We start from the raw sequence: 20,806 nt of genomic DNA on the forward strand, positions 1-20,806 counted from the left end.
CGCCCGTCGGGACGCCGTACCGGGCCTACCGCAGGAAGGGGTCCACCGCGACCGCCACGAAGAGCAGCGAGACGTAGGTGATCGACCAGTGGAAGAGCCGCATCTCCTTCAGCTTCGCGCCCGTGACCTCGGCCTTGGCGCGGGCTCGCAGACCGTGCGCCTCCCAGAGCCACCAGCCGCCGGTGACGGCCGCGACGGCGGTGTAGAACCACCCCGTGTAGCCGAGCGGCTGGAGCAGCAGGGACACCGCGACCATGACCCAGCTGTAGAGCACGATCTGATTGGCGACCGCCTTGTTGCCCGCGACGACCGGCAGCATGGGCACGCCCACGCGGGCGTAGTCGTCCTTGACCTTCATCGACAGTGGCCAGTAGTGCGGCGGCGTCCAGAAGAAGATGACCAGGAAGAGGATCAGCGCGGCCCAGGACAGCGAGTTGGTCACCGAGGACCAGCCGATGAGGACCGGCAGGCAGCCGGCGATACCGCCCCAGACGATGTTCTGCGCGGTGCGGCGCTTGAGGATCATCGTGTAGACGACCACGTAGAAGAGGAGCGCACCCAGCGACAGCGCGGCGGACAGCCAGTTGACCAGCAGCCCGAACCAGAGCGTGGAGATCACCGCGAGCGAGAAGCCGAAGACGAGGCACTCGCCCGGGCTGACCATCCCGGTGACCAGCGGGCGCTGCGACGTGCGGTCCATCAGCGCGTCGATGTCGCGGTCGATGTACATGTTGAGCGCGTTTGCACCACCGGCGGAGAGGTAACCGCCGATACAGGTGGCCAGCACCAGCCACAGGTCCGGAACCCCTTGCTCCGCCAGGAACATCACCGGAACGGTGGTGATCAGCAGAAGCTCGATGATCCGCGGCTTGGTCAGTGCAACAAACGCCTTGACCCGGGCTCCGAACGGCCGATGGCCCCCCGGGCTGGGAGTCGAAGCGACCCCTGCGGGTCGGGACTCGACGGCCGTCACGCACACCCCTGACAGAGAATTCCTGAAGCAAGCACCGGACGTGAAGGCCCGGTAAATACTTGCGCGTACCACGCCACTGTAGACGTTGCCCATACGTCGTCCTTCGCCGGGGTGGGGTCGTGTTGGGCCACCCGTGAACCGGCCGGATACCTGCCCAGGACCCTGGGTACGCGAGCAGTAGTGTCCCGATGTATACGGAAATGCGTTCGTCGGGAGGCGAACCCCGTTTCACGCGCGCACTCTGGTACGTATGCGTCTTCTTTCCAGGGCCGCGGACTCGAAATTTCGCGCGTTCACGCGGGGGTAGGCTCGTCAACGCCCCGGTGCGGCGAATAGTCACCGGGCCCAAATCATTGTGGAGAGGAGCCCTGACCCAGGGTGAGCACCAAGCCGACCACCACAGACCTTGAGTGGACCGAATTGGACCAGCGGGCCGTAGACACCGCCCGCGTCCTGGCCGCGGACGCCGTACAGAAGGTCGGCAACGGCCATCCGGGTACGGCGATGAGCCTGGCCCCGGCCGCGTACACCCTCTTCCAGAAGGTGATGCGGCACGACCCGGCGGACGCCGAGTGGACGGGCCGCGACCGCTTCGTACTGTCCGCCGGACACTCGTCGCTGACGCTCTACACCCAGCTGTACCTGGCCGGCTTCGGCCTGGAGCTGGACGACCTGAAGGCGTTCCGTACGTGGGGTTCCAAGACCCCCGGGCACCCGGAGTACGGCCACACCACCGGCGTCGAGACCACCACCGGCCCTCTCGGCCAGGGTGTGGCCAACGCGGTGGGCATGGCCATGGCGGCCCGTTACGAGCGCGGTCTGTTCGACCCGGAGACGGCGCTCGGCGAGTCCCCGTTCGACCACTTCGTCTACGCCATCGCCGGTGACGGCTGCCTCCAGGAGGGCATCTCCGGCGAGGCGTCCTCGATGGCCGGGCACCAGAAACTCGGCAACCTGGTCCTGCTGTGGGACGACAACCACATCTCGATCGAGGGCGACACGGAGACGGCCGTCTCCGAGGACACCATGAAGCGGTACGAGGCCTACGGCTGGCACGTCCAGCGCGTGGAGCCCAAGCCGGACGGCGACCTGGACCCGGAGGCGCTCTACCGCGCGATCCAGCAGGCGAAGGCCGTCACGGACAAGCCGTCGTTCATCGCGATGCGCTCGATCATCGCCTGGCCCGCCCCGAACGCGCAGAACACCGAAGCCGCGCACGGCTCGGCGCTCGGCGACGACGAGGTCGCGGCGACGAAGCGGGTGCTGGGCTTCGACCCGGAGAAGACCTTCGAGGTCTCCGACGAGGTCATCGCGCACACCCGTAAGGCGCTCGACCGGGGCCGTGAGGCCAGGGCCGGGTGGGAGAAGGGCTTCGCCGCCTGGCGCACCGCCAACGCGGAGCGCGCGGCCGAGTTCGACCGCATCGCCGCGGGCGAACTGCCCGTCGGCTGGGAGGACAAGCTGCCCGTCTTCGAGACCGGCAAGGGCGTCGCCACCCGCGCGGCCTCCGGCAAGGTCCTCGAAGCACTCGGCGCGGTCATCCCCGAGCTGTGGGGCGGCTCCGCCGACCTCGCCGGCTCGAACAACACGACGATCGACAAGACGTCGTCGTTCCTCCCCGACGGCAACCCGCTGCCCGGGGCGGACAAGTACGGCCGCACGATCCACTTCGGCATCCGCGAGCACTCGATGGCCGCCGAGATGAACGGCATCGCGCTGCACGGCAACACCCGCATCTACGGCGGCACCTTCCTGGTGTTCTCCGACTACATGCGCAACTCGGTGCGGCTGTCCGCGCTGATGCACCTGCCGGTGACATACGTGTGGACGCACGACTCCGTCGGCCTCGGCGAGGACGGCCCGACCCACCAGCCGGTCGAGCACCTGGCCTCGCTGCGCGCGATCCCGGGCCTCAACGTGGTCCGCCCGGCGGACGCCAACGAGACCGCGATCGCCTGGCGCGAGATCCTCAGGCGCTACACCAAGGTCTTCGGCAAGGGCGCCCCCACGGGCCTGGTGCTGACCCGTCAGGGCGTGCCGACGTACGAGCGCAACGAGGACGCCGCCCGCGGCGGCTACGTGCTCCTCGACGCCGAGACGGACGGCCGGAACGCGGAGCCGCAGGTCGTGCTCATCGGCACCGGTTCCGAGGTCCAGCTCGCCGTCGAGGCGCGCGAGGAGCTCCAGGCCGCGGGCATCCCCACGCGTGTCGTGTCGATGCCGTCGGTGGAGTGGTTCGAGGAGCAGGACCAGGAGTACCGGGACGCCGTCCTTCCCCCGTCGGTCAAGGCGCGGGTGGCGGTCGAAGCCGGTATCGGTCTGACCTGGCACAAGTACGTGGGCGACGCGGGCCGGATCGTCTCGCTGGAGCACTTCGGGGCTTCCGCGGACGGCAAGGTCCTCTTCAAGGAGTTCGGCTTCACCGGCGAGGCAGTCGCTGCCGCCGCCCGGGAATCCCTCTCCGCCGCCCAGCGCTGACGCCCGTAGAGACCCAAGACCAGTAGGAGATGCAGAACTCATGACAGACGCACTCAAGCGCCTCTCCGACGAGGGCGTGGCGATCTGGCTCGACGACCTGTCGCGCAAGCGGATCACATCCGGCAACCTGGCCGAGCTGATCGACCAGCAGCACGTCGTCGGTGTGACCACCAACCCGTCGATCTTCCAGAAGGCAATCTCGCAGGGCGACGGCTACGACGTCCAGCTGACCGACCTGGCGGCCCGCGAGGTCACCGTCGAAGAAGCCATTCGCATGATCACGACGGCGGACGTGAGGGACGCCGCCGACATCCTGCGCCCGGTCTTCGACGCGACGCAGGGCCAGGACGGCCGGGTCTCCATCGAGGTCGACCCGCGTCTGGCCCACAACACGCGCGCCACGGTCGCCGAGGCCAAGCAGCTCGCCTGGCTGGTGGACCGGCCGAACACGCTGATCAAGATCCCGGCGACGCAGGCGGGCATCCCGGCGATCACCGAGGTCATCGGCCTGGGCATCAGCGTCAACGTCACGCTGATCTTCTCGCTGGAGCGCTACCGCGCCGTGATGGACGCGTACCTGGCGGGTCTGGAGAAGGCGAAGGCCAACGGCCTGGACCTCTCCACGATCCACTCAGTGGCCTCCTTCTTCGTGTCCCGGGTGGACACCGAGATCGACAAGCGTCTCGACGCCCAGGACACCGACGAGGCCAAGGCCCTCAAGGGCAAGGCGGCGCTCGCCAACGCCCGGCTCGCCTACCAGGCCTACGAAGAGGTCTTCAGCGGCGAGCGCTGGGCCGCCCTGGACAAGGCGCAGGCCAACAAGCAGCGTCCGCTGTGGGCCTCCACCGGCGTCAAGGACCCGGCGTACAAGGACACGATGTACGTCGACGAGCTGGTGGCGCCGGGCACGGTGAACACCATGCCGGAGGCGACCCTGGAGGCCGCCGCCGACCACGGCTCGGTCACCGGCAACACGATCGCCGGCAAGTACGAGCAGGCGCGCGCCGACCTGGACGCCCTGGAGAAGCTGGGCGTCTCCTACGACGAGGTCGTGGCGCTCCTGGAGACCGAGGGCGTCGACAAGTTCGAGGACGCCTGGAACGACCTGCTCAAGTCGACCGAGGCCGAGCTCAAGCGCCTCGCACCTTCGAAGGGCTGACCACTTGTCCAGCAGCAATCCGCTGCGTGACGCACAGGATCGACGGCTCCCGCGCATCGCGGGGCCGTCGGGCCTGGTCATTTTCGGCGTCACGGGCGATTTGTCCCGTAAAAAGTTGATGCCCGCCGTCTACGACCTGGCCAATCGCGGCCTGCTGCCGCCGGGCTTCTCGCTCATCGGCTTCGCCCGCCGCGACTGGGAGAACGAGGACTTCGCGCAGGTCGTGCACGACGCCGTCAAGGAGCACGCGCGCACCGAGTTCCGCGAGGAGGTCTGGCAGCAGCTGATCCAGGGCATGCGCTTCATCCAGGGCGACTTCGACGACGACGAGGCGTTCGAGACGCTCAAGTCGACGATCCAGGAGCTCGACAAGGCGCAGGGCACGGGCGGCAACTTCGCCTTCTACCTCTCCGTCCCGCCGAAGTTCTTCCCCAAGGTCGTCCAGCAGCTCAAGAAGCACGGACTGGCGGACCAGAAGGAGAACTCCTGGCGGCGCGCGGTCATCGAGAAGCCCTTCGGGCACGACCTGGCCTCCGCGCAGGAGCTCAACCGGATCGTCCACGAGGTCTTCCCTGCCAACGAGGTCTTCCGGATCGACCACTACCTGGGGAAGGAGACGGTGCAGAACATCCTGGCGCTGCGGTTCGCCAACCAGATGTTCGAGCCGATCTGGAACCGGTCGTACGTCGACCACGTGCAGATCACCATGGCCGAGGACATCGGCATCGGCGGCCGTGCCGGGTACTACGACGGCATCGGCGCCGCCCGCGACGTCATCCAGAACCACCTCCTCCAGCTGCTGGCGCTCACCGCGATGGAGGAGCCCGCCTCCTTCGAGGCGGACGCGCTGGTCGCGGAGAAGTCCAAGGTGCTGGGCGCGGTCAAGATCCCCAAGGATCTGGGCCGGGACACCGTGCGCGGGCAGTACGCGGCGGGCTGGCAGGGCGGCGCGAAGGCCGTCGGCTACCTCCAGGAAGACGGCATCGACCCCCAGTCGAAGACCGACACCTACGCCGCGGTGAAGCTGGAGATCGACAACCGCCGCTGGGCGGGCGTCCCGTTCTACCTGCGCACGGGCAAGCGCCTGGGCCGCCGGGTCACGGAGATCGCGGTCGTCTTCCAGCGCGCCCCGCACTCCCCCTTCGACCACACCGCCACCGAGGAACTCGGCCAGAACGCGATCGTCATCCGCGTCCAGCCCGACGAGGGCGTCACGGTCCGCTTCGGCTCCAAGGTGCCCGGCACCTCCATGGAGATCCGGGACGTCTCGATGGACTTCGCGTACGGCGAGTCCTTCACCGAGTCCAGCCCCGAGGCCTACGAGCGCCTCATCCTGGACGTCCTGCTCGGCGACGCCAACCTGTTCCCGCGCCTGGAGGAGGTCGAGCAGTCCTGGCGGATCCTCGACCCGATCGAGGAGTTCTGGGACACGCACGGCAAGCCCGCGCAGTACGCGTCCGGCACCTGGGGCCCGGTCGAGGCGGACGAAATGCTCGCACGAGAGGGACGGAGCTGGCGCCGGCCATGAAAATCGACCTGACGGACACCACGTCCAGCAAAGTCAACAAGGCACTCGTACAGGCGCGACGGGCCATCGGGACCCCGGCCGTCGGCATGGTGCTCACCCTCGTCATCGTCACCGACGAGGAGAACGCGTACGACGCCCTGAAGGCGGCCAACGACGCCTCGCGCGAGCACCCCTCGCGCAAGCTGGTCGTCATCAAGCGGCCCTCGCGCTCGCCGCGCGACCGCGCGAAGGCGCGTCTCGACGCGGAGGTACGGGTCGGCGCGGCCGCGGGCACCGGTGAAACCGTTGTCCTGCGGCTGTACGGCGAGGTCATCAACCACGCCCAGTCGGTCGTCCTGCCGCTGCTGCTCCCGGACGCGCCGACGGTGCTGTGGTGGCCGGTGCACGGTCCCGTGAACCCCGCCAAGGACCCGCTGGGCACCCTCGGGCAGCGCCGTGTCACCGACACCTACGCCGCCGAACAGCCCATCCACGAGCTGATGGCGCGCAGCGCGAACTACACGCCGGGCGACACGGACCTGTCCTGGGCCCGCATCACCCCGTGGCGTTCGATGCTCGCCGCGGCCCTCGACCAGCTACCCACCGAGGTCACCTCGGTGGAGGTGGAGGGCGAGGAGTTCAACCCGAGCTGCGAGTTGCTCGCCATGTGGCTGGCGGACCGGCTGCACGTGCCCGTCAAGCGCTCCCTCTCCGCCGGTCCCGGTCTGACCGCCGTACGGATGGAGACCAAGGACGGCCCGATCGTCCTGGACCGCGCGGACGGCTCGCTCGCCACGCTGTGCATGAAGGGCCAGCCGGACCGCGCGGTGGCGTTGAAGCGGCGTGACACGGCCGAACTCCTGGCGGAGGAACTGCGCCGCCTGGACCCCGACGACACGTACGCGTCGGCGCTGAAGTTCGGCGTGGACAGGCTGGGCGACACGGCGGAGAGGGCCGAGCCGCAGGCTTCGGGCCCGTCGGACTCCGTGGGCTCGTCGGACTCGTCCGGCCCATCGGACGGGAAGCCGGCGGCCGAGAGGTCCGCGTCCACTGCGGCGAAGAAGTCCGCTCCTGCGAAGAAGGCGGCTTCCAAGTGATGAGCGGGACGCCGCAGCTGGTGGTCCACCGGGACAAGGAGCTGATGGCCCAGGCCGCGGCGGCCCGGCTGATCACGAAGATCGTCGACGCCCAGGCCGCACGCGGCACGGCGTCGGTGGTCCTCACCGGCGGCCGCAACGGCAACGGACTGCTCGCGGCACTGGCCTCCTCCCCCGCCCGCGACGCGGTCGACTGGTCGCGGCTCGACCTGTGGTGGGGCGACGAACGGTTCGTGCCCGCCGCCGACCCGGAGCGCAACTACACGCAGGCCCGGGAGGCTCTGCTGGACGCGGTCCCGCTGGACCCGGCCCGGGTGCACGCCATGCCGGCCTCCGACGCGGGATACGAGGACGCGGACTCGGCGGCGGCCGCCTACGCGGCCGAACTGGCCGCCGCCGCGGCTCCCGAGGACCACGGTCCGGTGCCGTCCTTCGACGTCCTCATGCTGGGCGTCGGACCGGACACCCACGTGGCGTCCCTCTTCCCGGAGCACCCGGCGGTGCGCGAGACGCAGCGGACGGTGGTGGGTGTGCACGGCGCACCCAAGCCGCCGCCCACCCGTGTCTCGCTCACCCTTCCGGCGATCCGGGCGGCCCGCGAGGTGTGGCTGCTGGCGGCGGGCGAGGACAAGGCGAAGGCCGCGGCCCTCGCCCTCTCCGGCCCGGGCGAGATCCAGGCCCCGGCCTCGGGCGCGTACGGGCGGGCCCGCACCCTGTGGCTCCTGGACGCGGCGGCGGCCTCGGAACTCCCGAGGTCGCTGTATCCGCCGTCCTCGGCCTGAGCTCTTGTGCGTGGCGGCCCGGCACTTCCCTTACGGGGGGTGCCGGGCCGCGGTGCGTTCGGGGTGGGCGTGGGTCGGGGCGGGGCGGGCGGACTTGGGGGCGGGCGTGCGGGGGTGCACGTCCGGTGGGGGTGGGGTTGGATGCACGGGGCGTCGGGTGGGGTGAAGGCGGGGCGTCCGGTGGGGGCCGCCCCCTTGCCCGCCCGTTCCGCCCCCTGGGGGCGGCCCCGCCGCCCGAGGGGGCTACCGGAGGGGGCGGGCACGCGACCTCGCCGCCCGAGGGGGCTACCGGAGAGGGCGGGCACGCGGCCCCGCCGCCCGAGGGGGTTACGGGAGGAAGGCAGGGCCCCGCTGCCCACGGGGGCTACCGGAGCGGGAGGGCGCGCGGCTCCGGGCGCCCGCGGGGGTTGCGTCGGGTGGGTGCTACGGCGTTTGGGGGTCGCGTTGCAGGAAGGGGCCCAGGACTCCCTCCACCGCCTCGTCCGCGAAGGTCAGTCCCTGCGACGTCCCCGCGTCGTACACCGAGTACGCCCCCGCGCCCGCAGCCGTCGTCGCCGTCACCGTGACGAGCCCTGCCCGCCGCTGGAACACCGACTGCTTCACGGTGAAGCCGATGACACCGTCCCGCCGCAGCGCCACCGTGGCCCGCCGCACCGATCCCGACCGCACCACCAGATAGTCCCCGGTCAGTCCGTGCCCCAGCGACCGGTACGCATCGACCGCCAGCAGCCCCGCCACCGGCAGCATCACCACCGCCACGCCCCCGGCCACCCACAGCAGGACCTCCGTCAGCAGCACCCCCAGCAACGCCAGCGACGCCACCGCCCCAAGCACCGCCCCCAGCGCCCACCGCAGCCGCCGCCCCCGGGCCGCCACCGGATGCGGCACCAGCCGTGCCGCCGCCGTCGGCGCGACCGGTTCCCGCAGCACCCGTGCGGCCGCCACGTCGGCGAACTGCTTCGGCACGGCCGGGACGAGGGTCTTGTGGTCCGTCTTCTTGTCGGCCTCGCCCTCCGCGAGGCCGGTCGCCACTGCGTCCACCCGGGCCGCGCCCGCCAGCCGCACGCCCAGGGGCTCCACGACCTCGACGCCCCGCAGCCGCCGTTCCTCGATCGAGATGGACCGGGAGGTGAAGAGGCCACGCTGGACCCGCAGGGTTCCTCCCGGCTCACGGTCCAGCCGGTAGTTCCACCACATCTCGACGAACAGCCCGAGCGAACCGATCACGCCGGCGATCAACAGCGCCACCGCCAGAACGGCGACCGTCCAGACCACCGCGACCCCGCTGAAGACGCCGCCCACCCATTCGATGACGCCCCTCTGCACCCCGAACCACTCACTGACCTGCATCGCCGCGCCGAGCGCGGCGGCCCCCAGCAACGGGGCCGCGACAGAGAGCGGTGCGTACCGGATCCAGGCGGGGTCGAGCGTGGCGAGCCGCCCGTCGTGGTGCTCGTCGCCCGCACCGGAAAGGGACCTGGTGAGGAGCTCCCGACGCAGCCGGTCGCCCTCCCGCCGGGTCACCGGCCGGAGTTCCAGGGTCGACTCGGTGCCGGCGCCGTTGTTCTCACCGGTACCTATCCGTACCTTGACCAGTCCGAAGACTCTCAGCAGCGGGTGAGCGGTCAGGTCGACGTTGCGGATCCGCTCGCGGGCCAGCGAGCGGCGCTTCACCAGGAGCAGCCCGGTGTGGAGTTCGGCGCGTTCGGGGCCTATCCGGTACCGGGTGTGCCGCCACCGCAGGTACTCCGCCCCCGCGCTGCACCCGACGAACACCACGGCGCCCAGCAGCACCCAGCCGATCGCCGTCCAGGCCCCGAACGCGGACGAGAGCGCGACGAAGGCGGGCAGCCCACCGCTGACGGCGACGCCGCTCATGAGCAGGGCGGCCACGAGGACCGCGCGCCGGTCCAGCTTCTGCCACTGCGCCGCGTCGGGACCGGACCCGTTGTCGCTCATGTCGCGTCCCCGGGCGTGGCCCCGGTGACCTCCGTCAGCCGCTCCGCGAGGGCCGCGGCCTCCTCGTGGTCGAGCCCCTCGATCTTCACCGCGCCCTTGGCGGACGCGGTGGTGACCACGACGGTGGCCAGCCCGAACAGTTGCTGGAGCGGCCCGCGCACGGTGTCCACGGTCTGGACCCGCGACATCGGCGCGACCCGCCACTCCCGCCAGAAGAAGCCGGTGAGAACGTAGACCGCCGTGTCCGTGACCTCCCACCGGTGCACCCGGTACCACCACAGGGGCAGGAACAGCGCGGCGGCCAGGCCCGGCACCGCGATCAGAGCCGCGGGCATCAGCAGCCAGAACCTGGCCGGTTCGATGAGGACCGCCAGGAGGACGAGGACGAGGACAGGCGGCAGCACCAGCGCCAGCCACTGGATCTGCCACCAGCGGACCACGCGCGGGTCGAGCCTGTTGTTCGGCGGCCTCAGCCGCACGGTCCCCGTCCCCGTCACCAGCGCTCCTGTCGGTCAGCGGCCTTTCAACGGCCGCGCATCGTACGGTACTTCGCCACCAGCTCAGCAGTCGAACTGTCGAGCTGCTCGCCACCCCTGCCCTCGGTCAGCACCGGTTCGATCTTCTTCGCGAGGACCTTGCCGAGCTCGACGCCCCACTGGTCGAAGGAGTCGATGTTCCAGATCGCGCCCTGGACGAACACCTTGTGCTCGTACAGCGCGATCAACTGGCCGAGAACTGACGGCGTCAGCTCGTCGCTGAGGATCGTCGTCGTCGGGTGGTTGCCACGGAAGGTCTTGTGCGGCACCAGCTCCTCGGCCACACCCTCCGCGCGCACCTCGTCCGGGGTCTTGCCGAAGGCCAGGGCCTGCGTCTGGGCGAAGAAGTTCGCCATCAGCAGGTCGTGCTGGGCCTCCAGACCGGGCGCCAGGTCGGCGACCGGCCGGGCGAAGCCGATGAAGTCGGCCGGGATGACCTTGGTGCCCTGGTGCAGCAACTGGTAGTACGCGTGCTGCCCGTTGGTGCCCGGCGTACCCCAGACGACGGGACCGGTCTGCCAGTCGACGGGGTTTCCGTCACGGTCCACGGACTTGCCGTTGGACTCCATGTCGAGCTGCTGGAGGTAGGCGGTGAACTTCGACAGGTAGTGGCTGTACGGCAGGACGGCATGCGCCTGCGCGTCGAAGAACGCCCCGTACCAGACGCCCAGCAGACCGAGCAGCAGCGGCGCGTTCTCCTCGGCCGGCGCGGTGCGGAAGTGCTCGTCGACCCGGTGGAAGCCGTCGAGCATCTCGCGGAAGCGGTCCGGGCCGATGGCGATCATCAGGGACAGGCCGATGGCGGAGTCGTACGAGTAGCGACCGCCGACCCAGTCCCAGAACTCGAACATGTTGGCCGTGTCGATGCCGAAGTCGGCGACCTTCTCGGCGTTGGTGGACAGCGCCACGAAGTGCTTGGCGACGGCGGACTCGTCGGCGCGCAGGTTCGTCAGCAGCCAGTTGCGGGCGGACGTCGCGTTGGTGATCGTCTCGATCGTGGTGAACGTCTTGGAGGCGACGATGAAGAGGGTCTCCTCGGCGTCCAGGTCGCGCACCGCCTCGTGCAGGTCCGCGCCGTCCACGTTGGACACGAAACGGAAGTCCAGCTCGCGGGCGGTGAAGGAGCGCAGCGCGTCGTAGGCCATGGCGGGGCCGAGGTCGGAGCCGCCGATGCCGATGTTGACGACCGTCCTGATGCGCTTGCCGGTGTGCCCGGTCCACTCGCCGGAGCGGACCTTGTCGGAGAAGGCGGCCATCCTGTCGAGGACGGCGTGCACGGCCGGGACGACGTTCTCGCCGTCGACCTCGATCACCGCACCGCGCGGGGCGCGCAGCGCGGTGTGCAGGACGGCACGGCCCTCGGTGTTGTTGATCTTCTCGCCGCGGAACATGGCGTCACGCAGCTCGGCCACCCCGGTGGCCCTGGCCAGCTCGCGCAGCAGCTCCAGCGTCTCGTCCGTGACCAGGTGCTTGGAGTAGTCGAGGTGCAGGTCGCCGACCGCAAGGGTGTACTTCGTGCCCCGGGCCGGGTCGGCGGCGAACAGCTCGCGCAGATGCGTCGCACCCAGCTGTTCGCGGTGCTTGCCCAGCGCGGTCCACTCGGGCGTCTGGTTCAGCCTCATCGCGTTCATCTCCGAAATCAGCCCACTTCTACTCGTATCCGCATGCATCCCCCGCTGCCTCGATCCAACCTAATTGATCAGAGGTGCGAGTGCGGCCACGGCCAGTCCGAAGAGTGCGGCTGCCAACAAGGCCGGGGTGTTGAGCCCCCAGCCGGCCGCCACCAGTCCGCCGAGCAGCGCCCCCAGCGGGGCTCCGCCGACGGCCGTTGTCCGGAAGGCCGCGCTGATCCTTCCCAGCATGGCGGCCGGGCTGCGCTCCTGCATCAGCGTCGTCTGGTTCGCGTTCCACACGAGCCCCATCAGCCCGAACACGGCCATCGCAGCGACCGCCGCCCACAGCTCACGCACCGTCCCCAGGACGACCAGGGCGCCCACCTGGACGGTTCCCGCGACGAACACGCTCCGTATTCGCCCGAGCCGTTGCGCCAGTCGCCCGGCGACCAGTCCCCCGGCCACGCTGCCCACCCCGTACGCCGTCAGGACCGCCGCGAAGCCCGCCTGCCCGCTGTCCAGCCACCCGGTCACGTGCAGTACCAGCATGGCGATGAGCGCCCCCATGCCGATGTTGCACAGCGTCGTCGCCGCGCACAGCCCGCGCAGTGCCCGGTCCGCCCACAGCGCCTTCAGTCCCGCCGCGATGTCCCCGCGCAGGGTGCTGCCCGCCGGCCGGGGCGCCCGCTCGGCCGGCGGCCTGCGCAACGACGCGATGAGCACCGCCGCCAGTACGTAGGTGGCCGCGTCGGCGGCGTACGGCACGGACGGACCGCCGAGGAGCAGTACCGGCACCAGCGGTGCGGCCAGGAAGGTGCCCGCGACCTGCTGTCCGGTCATGAGCCGGGCGTTGGCCCTGCCCAGCGCGGCCGTCGGCACCAGCGACGGCAGCAGCGCCGTCGCGGCGTTGTCGAAGAGGGTCTGGAGGGTGGTCAGTGCGAAGGCCACCGCCAGGAGCAGCGCGATCGAGGCGTGTCCCAGGGCGACGGCCACCGCGAACGCGGCCATGAGAAGGCCCCGTACGGCATCCACGGCCCACATGGCCCGCCGCTGGTCCACCCGGTCCGCCACCGCCCCGCCGAGCAGCCCGAAGAGCAGCCACGGAAGGTATCCGCAGGCCGTCACCAGCGCGACCGGCATCGGGTCGGAGGTGAGCGAGGCGGCGAGCAGCGGCATGGCCGCCGTACGCAGCGAATCGCCGAACTTGGAGACCACGGCCGCCGAGAGAAGCCGCCCGAAGCCCCCGCGCCACCCCAGGGCCGCCGCCTGCACCGCTGTCACAACCGCCCCCGCGTGTCTCGCCGTTCAGCTCGTGCGAGAACAGTAGGGGGCACCACTGACAATCGTCCTGACCAGCAGGAACGGCGAAGCGGGGCCGGGGGAGCGCGCGGGAAGCGGGACGGCCGGGCACCTCGTCGGTGTCCGGCCGTCCCATCATTCCTAGATCTCGCCGCGCAGTTTCGCCAGTGCCTCGGCGAGGATGGCCTCGCCGTCCGCGTCGCTGCGCCGCTCCCGTACGTACGCGAGGTGCGTCTTGTAGGGCTCGGTGCGCGGCGGGGCCGGCGGGTTGTCCCGGTCCTGGCCGGCCGGGAATCCGCAGCGGGGGCAGTCCCAGGTGTCCGGGACCTGCGCGTCGCTGGCGAAACTCGGCTGTGTCTCATGCCCGTTGGAGCACCAGAAGGAGATGCGCAGGCGGGGCGCGGACTCGCCGCGCTCGGCCTCACCCATCGGCCCCGCTCCGACCCGGCTTCCCCGGATCGCGTTGCCACTTGCCACGGTCGTAACTCCCTGCGTGATGGTGCTGCGAAGCTTCGGCGAGCGGCTCCGCGGCGGGCGCCCAGTCTACGAAAGGCCCAACGCACGTCCAGTGACGGGAGTTACCCACCCCGGCGGCGGGACGCACGCCCCATGATAGGCCGCGCCCGCCCCCGTGTACCGGAGACGACCGGTCAGCTCCTGAGCTTCATCAGCAGGGCGAGCACCACGATGAGCGCGAACCAGATCAGCCCGATGACGATGGTGATCCGGTCAAGGTTGCGCTCGGCGACCGAGGACCCTCCGACGGAGGACTGCATGCCACCGCCGAACATGTCGGAGAGGCCGCCGCCCTTCCCCTTGTGCATCAGAACCAGCAGCATCAGCAGCAGGCTGAATACGATCAGGGCGATCGAGAACCCCATAACCACGGCTGGACCAACTTCCTCGGATCTAGACAAGTACGACAGGTGCGGGACAAGCACGAGAAAAACGACGGGGGCCGGTGGCGTGCCACCGACCCCCGTCAGAGTACGACGGATCGGCCCGAGGGCCTACTCACTGCGAGTACTACTGATCGCGGAAGCGCACGATCTTGACGAACTCGTCGACGTCCAGCGCCGCGCCGCCGATCAGGGCGCCGTCCACGTCGGGCTGCGCCATGATCGCGCCCACGTTGCCGGACTTCACGGAGCCGCCGTACTGGATGCGGACCTTGTCGGCCAGTTCCTGCGAGTACAGCTCGGCGAGCCGGCCGCGGATCGCGCCGCAGACCTCCTGCGCGTCCTCGGGGGTGGCGACCTCGCCGGTGCCGATCGCCCACACCGGCTCGTAGGCGATGACGACGGACTCGGCCTGTTCGGCCGGGATGTCCTTCAGGCCGCCGTCGACCTGGGCGAGGGTGTAAGGGACCTGCCGGCCGGCCTTGCGGATGTCCAGGCCCTCGCCGACGCACATGATCGGGGTCAGGCCGTGCTTGTACGCGGCCTTCACCTTCGCGTTGACGACCTCGTCGGTCTCGTTGTGGTACTGGCGGCGCTCGGAGTGGCCGACGGCCACGTACGCGCACTTGAACTTCGCCAGCATCGCGCCGGAGATCTCGCCGGTGTAGGCGCCGGAGTCGTGCGCCGAGAGGTCCTGGGCGCCGTACTTGATCTTCAGCTTGTCGCCGTCGACCAGCGTCTGCACGGAGCGCAGGTCGGTGAACGGCGGCAGGACCGCGACCTCGACGGCGTCGAAGTCCTTGTCGGCCAGGGCGAAGGCGAGCTTCTGGACGTGGGCGATGGCCTCGAGGTGGTTGAGGTTCATCTTCCAGTTGCCCGCCATCAGCGGGGTACGGGTGGTGCTCATCTAAGGATCAGTCCTCCAGTGCGGCAAGGCCGGGAAGGGTCTTGCCTTCCAGGTATTCGAGGCTTGCGCCGCCGCCGGTCGAGATGTGGCCGAACGCGTTCTCGTCGAAGCCCAGGATGCGGACCGCGGCGGCCGAGTCTCCACCGCCGACGACGGTGAAGGCGTCACTGTCCAGCAGGCCCTGCGCCACGGCGGCGGTTCCGCCGGCGTAGTCGGGGTGCTCGAAGACACCCATCGGGCCGTTCCAGAAGACGGTGCCCGCGTCGGCGATCTTCGCAGCGTACAGCTCGCGGGTCCGGGGCCCGATGTCCAGTCCCTCCTGATCGGCGGGGATGGCGTCGGCCGCGACGGTGTCCGGGTGGGCCGGCGCCTTGCCCTTGAGGTCGGGGAACTCCGGGGAGACCAGGACGTCGACCGGCAGGACGAATTCGACGCCCTTCTTCTCGGCGCGCGCCAGGTACTCCAGTACGACCGGGACCTGGTCCTCCTGCAGCAGCGAGATGCCGACCTCGTGGCCCTGGGCCTTGAGGAAGGTGTACGCCATGCCGCCGCCGACGAGGATCTTGTCGGCCTTCTCCAGCAGGTGGTCGATCACGCCGAGCTTGTCGGAGACCTTCGCGCCGCCGAGGACGACGACGTACGGCCGCTTGACGTTCTCGGTGAGCTTCTTGAGGACACCTACCTCGGTGGCGATGAGGTCGCCGGCGGCGTGCGGCAGGCGGGCCGGGAGGTCGAAGACGGAGGCGTGCTTGCGGTGCACCGCGCCGAAGCCGTCACCGACGTAGAGGTCGGCGAGGGAGGCGAGCTCGTCGGCGAAGGCGCCGCGCTCGGCGTCGTCCTTGGCGGTCTCACCGGCGTTGAAGCGCAGGTTCTCGATGACCGCGACCTTGCCGTCGGTCAGCGCGTCGACGGTGCTGCGGGCGGACTCGCCGACCGTGTCGGTCGCGAACGCCACGTCCTGGCCGAGGATCTCACCGAGCCGTGCGGCGGCCGGAGCGAGCGAGAAGGCCGGGTCCGGGGCGCCCTTGGGGCGGCCCAGGTGCGAGGCGACGATCACGCGCGCGCCCTCGGCGGCGAGCTTGGCGATCGTCGGCGCGACGGCGCGGATGCGGCCGTCGTCGGTGATCTTCGTACCGTCGAGCGGCACGTTGAGGTCGGCGCGGACGAAGACCCGCTTGCCGGCGACCCCTTCGGCGAGAAGTTCGTCGATCGTCTTCATGAAGATAGGGCTCCTCAGGAGGGCTGGACAGGCCACAGGGCTCGCACAGCGCCGCGTCGCGCTGCCCGAGCCCTGTAGCTCACATCATGGTGCTCTCAGTGTGGCTGATCAGTATGCGCTGATCAGAGCTGGCCGCCGACGAAGACCGTCAGGTCGACCAGACGGTTGGAGTAGCCCCACTCGTTGTCGTACCAGCCGAGGACCTTCACCGTCTTGTCCTCCTGGACCATCGTCAGGGAGGAGTCGAAGGTGCAGGACGACGGGTCGCCGACGATGTCGGAGGACACGATCGGGTCTTCGGTGTAGGTGAGGAAGCCCTTGAGGTCGCCGTCGTCGGCGGCCTTCTTGAACGCGGCGTTGACCTCGTCCTTGGTGACCTCGCGGCCGAGCTCGACGACCAGGTCGGTGACCGAACCGGTCGGCACGGGCACGCGGATGGCCATGCCGTCGAGCTTGCCCTTGAGCTGCGGGAGGACCAGGGCGGTGGCCTTGGCGGCACCCGTCGTGGTCGGAATGATGTTCTCGGCGGCGGCGCGGGCGCGACGCAGGTCCGAGTGCGGGAAGTCCAGGATGCGCTGGTCGTTGGTGTACGCGTGGACGGTCGTCATCAGGCCCTTGACCAGGCCGAAGTTCTCGTCGAGAACCTTGGCCATCGGCGCCACGCAGTTGGTGGTGCAGGAGGCGTTGGAGATGATGTGGTGGTTGGCCGCGTCGTACTTGTCCTGGTTGACGCCCATCACGATCGTGATGTCCTCGTCCTTGGCCGGAGCCGAGATGAGGACCTTCTTGGCGCCGCCCGCGAGGTGCTTCTCGGCATCCGCCTTCTTGGTGAAGATGCCGGTCGACTCGATCACGATGTCGACACCCAGGGTGCCCCACGGGATGTCGGCGGGGTTGCGCTCGGACAGCACCTTGATGGTGTGGCCGTCGACGGTGATGGTGTCCTCGGTGTGCGACACCTCGGCCTTGAGGCGGCCCAGGATGGTGTCGTACTTCAGGAGGTGCGCGGTGGTCGCGGTGTCACCCAGGTCGTTGACAGCCACGATCTCGATGTCCGCACCCTGCTCCAGCAGCGCCCGGAAGTAGTTGCGTCCGATGCGGCCGAAGCCGTTGATGCCTACGCGGATCGTCACGAACCGATCTCCTCGTTAGGTACGCCGGGTTTCGACGCCACGGCGAAGCTTGTATGGGATGTCCCCGACCGCCTCCGACCCTACCTCTCCGTAGACCGAGCCGCCGCATCGAGTGGGCGCGGACACGGGCCGGGAACAGCCCGCCGGCCCGTACTCCCCAGTAACCACGCGGGGAGCACGAGCCGGCGGGACCTTCGGCCCCACTACTCTCAGTGAGGACCGGCGGCGTTCCCGAGGTCAGCCCTTGATGCTCGAAAGGGCCTTCTCCAGGAGCCGTGCCCGCTGCCGGGCGTCCGGGACGTGTTCCAGCCCGAAGCCGAGCAGGACGGTGTCACGCGTGGTGACGCCCGCGTACGTCGGGAAGAGCTCTCCCGTACGGGCCCACGGAGCGGCGACCGGCGGGCTGCCGGGCGGCGGGGCGGACGCGCTCCACGCGCCGAGGGAGGTCTCGAAGCCCTCCACAGCCCGGTCGGTGCCGCCGACGCCGACCCTGGCGTTGTCGGCGAAGACGCCGCGGCCCAGAGTGCCCGGGTCGGTGACGTACGACAGCGACAGCTCGACCTTCTTGCCGGCATAGGCGCTCAGGTCGAAGGAGACCTGCTTCCAGCCGGAGGAGGAACCGGTGAAGCTGTTCCAGGCGCCGCTGGTGCCGGTGGCGGTGCAGGAGTCCGCGCCCTGGGTGAGGTAGCGGGTCAGGAACGGGTGGTTCTGGAGGAAGAACCCGGCCTCGCACTCGGCGGGGACGGCGTTCGTGGTGAGACCGCTCGCCTCGGGCAGGGTCGTCCAGTCGTCGGCTCCCTCGGTGTGCGCCTCCAGGAGCGCGTGGTCGTACTCCGGCTCGGTGTTCCAGCTCAGCGCCATCTTCAGCGCGGGCTTGTCGGCGGCGCTGACGCCCGTGAGGTCGACGGTGCGCGTCAGCCGCTTCCAGTGGCCGTTGGTACTGGTCGCCGACGCCATGCCCTGGCCCTCGTACGGTGCGTACGGGCTCGTGACCCCCGTGTAACGGCCTGCCTGAGCGCTCTTGAACTGCGGGAACTCCGCAGCCGGAAGCGTGTCCGAGGTGACCAGGTAGGAGCCCGCGGTGTCGAGCGGGTTCCCGAGGGCCGCGGTCAGCGGGGTGGTGATCCCCTGGAGCGCACCGGCCCCGGCGAGGCCGGTGACGCCCGGGGTGCTCACCCGGCCGTAGGCGCCGAGGTAGTACTGGCTGAAGTCGTCGGTGTTGGCCGGGCCGAGCCTTGCCGCACCGCCCGCCCTCTCCCCGGCCTCCACCAGCTTGCCGCCCTCGTTGAGGTACGACCGCAGGGCCAGCTGGGTGGGGCCGCCGGGCACGGCGGCGCCGGTGTAGTGCACGACCGAATCGAAGTGGCCGAGTACGCCCAGCGGGTGCGGCGTGCCCTGGGTGGCAACGTCCCAGACGGTGGCGGAGCGCCCGTTCGCCCGGAGCGCGTCCAGGTACTTCTGGACGTGGGCCGCGGGCGCGCCCTCCTCGGCGACCACGAGGTGGGCTGCCTCGGGGCGCTTGGCGAGGGTGTAGGTGAAGCGCTCGCTGGAGGTGGGTTTCCCGGCCTTGGTGCGGCCGGTGAACCAGACCTCGACCTGGTCGCCCGGCCTGCCGTCCTGGACCTTGGCGCGGTAGTCGTCGAAGTACTCGTTGTCCTCGTCCCCGTAGACCAGGCCGCCGTCCCACGCCTTCAGGGCCTGATCGTGGACCTTGCCGCCGTTGACGCGGTACTTGAGTTCCTTGTCGCGCACCGACTTGCGGACCGTCACGTTGATCTCCTGGTCCCGGTGGCGTGCGTACGAGGAGGTGAACGGGTCGGGCGTGAAGTCGGGAGCGTCGATGCCGACGACGGACTTCGGCCGGTCGGGGGTCAGGCTCGTCTCCGCGACGGAGAGCGCGAAGGGGACGTTCTTCGCGAACTCCTGCTGGATCAGCTTCTCGTCGTCGGGGAAGTTGAAGCCGGACTGGCAGTCCTCGGGCCGCCAGCGGTCGTCCGGGTCGATCCTGGAGGCCACCTGGCAGGTCGTCATCTCCGGCGTGAACATCTTGATGCCGTGGACGTTGCCCGCGTGGCCGCCGGACTCTCCGTTGGTCGTGTAGAGCTCGGAGGAGACCTGGGGGCGGTAACCGGGGACCGCCGGGTTCTCCGGGGTGCCCGCGAGGGCCTTGAGGGCCACGTCGTCGGGGCTGCCCGTCGCGACCTGCCAGCCGATGCCGTAGAGGATCAGCTCGGCCGCCGAGTGGTAGTTGAGGGCGTACTTGAAGCCGATGCGCCGCTCGAAGGCGTCGAGCGCCTGGGTCTCCGGCTCGGAATTCGGCTTCGGGCCGCGGAAGGTCTCGCTGGCCGGACTGGGTGACGATCCCTCGTTGTCGTAGCCCCACTTGTAGGCGAAGTTGCGGTTGAGGTCGACGCCGTCGCCGGCCTCGATCGTGCCGTTGCCGTTGTTGTCGCGCAGGTTCTTGCGCCACAGACGGTTGGCGGGGGCGGCATGCGTGAAGTCGTAGCCGTCCGGGTTGGCGGAGAGCAGGAACCACATCTCGCTGCGGTCCACCAAATTGGTTATCCGCTTGTCCTTGCCGTAGTTGTCTATGTAGTGGTGCATCAGCCGCCGGGTCATCTCCGGGGTGATCCACTCGCGCGCGTGCTGGTTGGAGAGGTAGAGCGTGGCGGGCCTGGAGCCGTCCGCGGTCCTCTTGGCGTTCCTGGTGAGTTTGAGCGCCAGGATGTCCTTGCCCTGGAGGCTCTTGCCGATGCTGACGACCTTGGTGATGCCCGGGTTCCGCTGCGCGGTGGCCAGGATCTCCTCCTGGAGGCCGCCCTTCCCGCTGTACGGGCGGAACACACCGTCCCCGGGGGCCGCGGCCCGTGCCTTCTGGGCCACTTTGTGTTCGCTGATGTCGATGCCCTGGCCGCGCAGCTCGGCGGCCTGCTTCTGCGTGAGGATCAGCTCGACGGTGGCGGTGCCCCGGTCCGGGACCCGCTCACTCAGCTCGTGGGCGTCGGTGCCCGCCTTGAGCAGCAGCGGCACCTGTTCCTGGGTGACCTCGGCCTTCCACACCGCGATGCCGTCACCACCCTCCGCGGTGCTCCCGGCGGGCTGCGCCTGGGCTGCGGGTACGACCGCAACCCCGGCCATCAGCAGTGAAGAAGCGGCGAGGATCGATCTCGCTCGGCGTCTCATGTGCCCCCCTTGCTGTCGTCCGTCACGTGCGTGAACAGACGCCAGACTCATGACCTTTCATG

The 20,806-nt window shown here is 70.0% G+C and carries 16 protein-coding genes; 5 read left to right on the top strand and 11 right to left on the bottom strand.

What is annotated here, in order from left to right; all coding sequences use genetic code 11:
* Positions 1-25 precede the first annotated feature (25 nt).
* Positions 26-979 carry a heme o synthase gene (locus tag HNQ79_RS00160; protein ID WP_185025471.1) on the bottom strand — a complete coding sequence of 318 codons (954 nt, stop codon included), beginning with the start codon at positions 977-979 and terminating at the stop codon, positions 26-28.
* Positions 980-1,351: 372 nt separating this feature from the next.
* On the opposite strand from HNQ79_RS00160, the gene tkt reads away from it, so the two are divergent.
* Genes tkt through pgl form a run of 5 tightly spaced genes read left to right on the top strand, consistent with a single transcriptional unit; the run spans position 1,352 to position 7,996 of the window.
* Positions 1,352-3,451: a transketolase gene (tkt, locus tag HNQ79_RS00165; RefSeq protein ID WP_185025472.1), complete on the top strand. Its 2,100-nt coding sequence runs from the start codon at positions 1,352-1,354 to the stop codon at positions 3,449-3,451.
* A gap of 40 nt (positions 3,452-3,491) precedes the next feature.
* Positions 3,492-4,610: a transaldolase gene (gene tal / locus HNQ79_RS00170; RefSeq protein WP_185025473.1), complete on the top strand. Its 1,119-nt coding sequence runs from the start codon at positions 3,492-3,494 to the stop codon at positions 4,608-4,610.
* Between the two features lie 4 nt (positions 4,611-4,614).
* Positions 4,615-6,138: a glucose-6-phosphate dehydrogenase gene (zwf, locus tag HNQ79_RS00175; RefSeq protein WP_185025474.1), complete on the top strand. Its 1,524-nt coding sequence runs from the start codon at positions 4,615-4,617 to the stop codon at positions 6,136-6,138.
* On the top strand, positions 6,135-7,214 hold the full coding sequence (opcA, locus tag HNQ79_RS00180; RefSeq protein ID WP_185025475.1) for a glucose-6-phosphate dehydrogenase assembly protein OpcA: 1,080 nt from the start codon (positions 6,135-6,137) through the stop codon (positions 7,212-7,214). The genes zwf and opcA overlap by 4 nt, the downstream gene beginning before the upstream one ends.
* Positions 7,214-7,996, top strand: a complete 783-nt coding sequence (pgl, locus tag HNQ79_RS00185; RefSeq protein ID WP_185025476.1) for a 6-phosphogluconolactonase — start codon at positions 7,214-7,216, stop codon at positions 7,994-7,996. Before opcA ends, pgl begins: the two co-directional genes overlap by 1 nt.
* 423 nt (positions 7,997-8,419) lie before the next feature.
* On the opposite strand, the gene HNQ79_RS00190 is transcribed toward pgl, so the two are convergent.
* From HNQ79_RS00190 to HNQ79_RS00235, 10 genes are all read right to left on the bottom strand, one after another.
* Positions 8,420-9,955 carry a PH domain-containing protein gene (locus HNQ79_RS00190; protein WP_185025479.1) on the bottom strand — a complete coding sequence of 512 codons (1,536 nt, stop codon included), beginning with the start codon at positions 9,953-9,955 and terminating at the stop codon, positions 8,420-8,422.
* On the bottom strand, positions 9,952-10,455 hold the full coding sequence (locus HNQ79_RS00195) for a PH domain-containing protein (protein ID WP_185026496.1): 504 nt from the start codon (positions 10,453-10,455) through the stop codon (positions 9,952-9,954). Before HNQ79_RS00195 ends, HNQ79_RS00190 begins: the two co-directional genes overlap by 4 nt.
* Positions 10,456-10,478: 23 nt before the next feature.
* Complete coding sequence (pgi, locus tag HNQ79_RS00200; RefSeq protein WP_185025480.1) at positions 10,479-12,122, bottom strand: glucose-6-phosphate isomerase; 1,644 nt, start codon at positions 12,120-12,122, stop codon at positions 10,479-10,481.
* A 60-nt stretch (positions 12,123-12,182) separates the two neighbouring features.
* Positions 12,183-13,385: an MFS transporter gene (locus HNQ79_RS00205; protein ID WP_185025481.1), complete on the bottom strand. Its 1,203-nt coding sequence runs from the start codon at positions 13,383-13,385 to the stop codon at positions 12,183-12,185.
* Between the two features lie 159 nt (positions 13,386-13,544).
* A complete protein-coding gene (locus HNQ79_RS00210; RefSeq protein WP_010352468.1) occupies positions 13,545-13,880 on the bottom strand; it encodes an RNA polymerase-binding protein RbpA in 336 nt (111 codons plus the stop codon).
* Between the two features lie 173 nt (positions 13,881-14,053).
* Positions 14,054-14,290, bottom strand: a complete 237-nt coding sequence (gene secG, locus HNQ79_RS00215; RefSeq protein ID WP_185025482.1) for a preprotein translocase subunit SecG — start codon at positions 14,288-14,290, stop codon at positions 14,054-14,056.
* Between the two features lie 139 nt (positions 14,291-14,429).
* Positions 14,430-15,209 carry a triose-phosphate isomerase gene (gene tpiA / locus HNQ79_RS00220; protein ID WP_185025483.1) on the bottom strand — a complete coding sequence of 260 codons (780 nt, stop codon included), beginning with the start codon at positions 15,207-15,209 and terminating at the stop codon, positions 14,430-14,432.
* Positions 15,210-15,216: 7 nt separating this feature from the next.
* A complete protein-coding gene (locus HNQ79_RS00225; protein WP_185025484.1) occupies positions 15,217-16,428 on the bottom strand; it encodes a phosphoglycerate kinase in 1,212 nt (403 codons plus the stop codon).
* Positions 16,429-16,550: 122 nt separating this feature from the next.
* On the bottom strand, positions 16,551-17,561 hold the full coding sequence (gap, locus tag HNQ79_RS00230; protein ID WP_185025486.1) for a type I glyceraldehyde-3-phosphate dehydrogenase: 1,011 nt from the start codon (positions 17,559-17,561) through the stop codon (positions 16,551-16,553).
* A 237-nt stretch (positions 17,562-17,798) separates the two neighbouring features.
* Positions 17,799-20,744, bottom strand: a complete 2,946-nt coding sequence (locus tag HNQ79_RS00235) for a M14 family metallopeptidase (RefSeq protein WP_185025488.1) — start codon at positions 20,742-20,744, stop codon at positions 17,799-17,801.
* Between the last annotated feature and the right edge of the window lie 62 nt (positions 20,745-20,806).

It is taken from the genome of Streptomyces candidus (assembly GCF_014207445.1).
GTDB lineage: Bacteria > Actinomycetota > Actinomycetes > Streptomycetales > Streptomycetaceae > Streptomyces > Streptomyces candidus.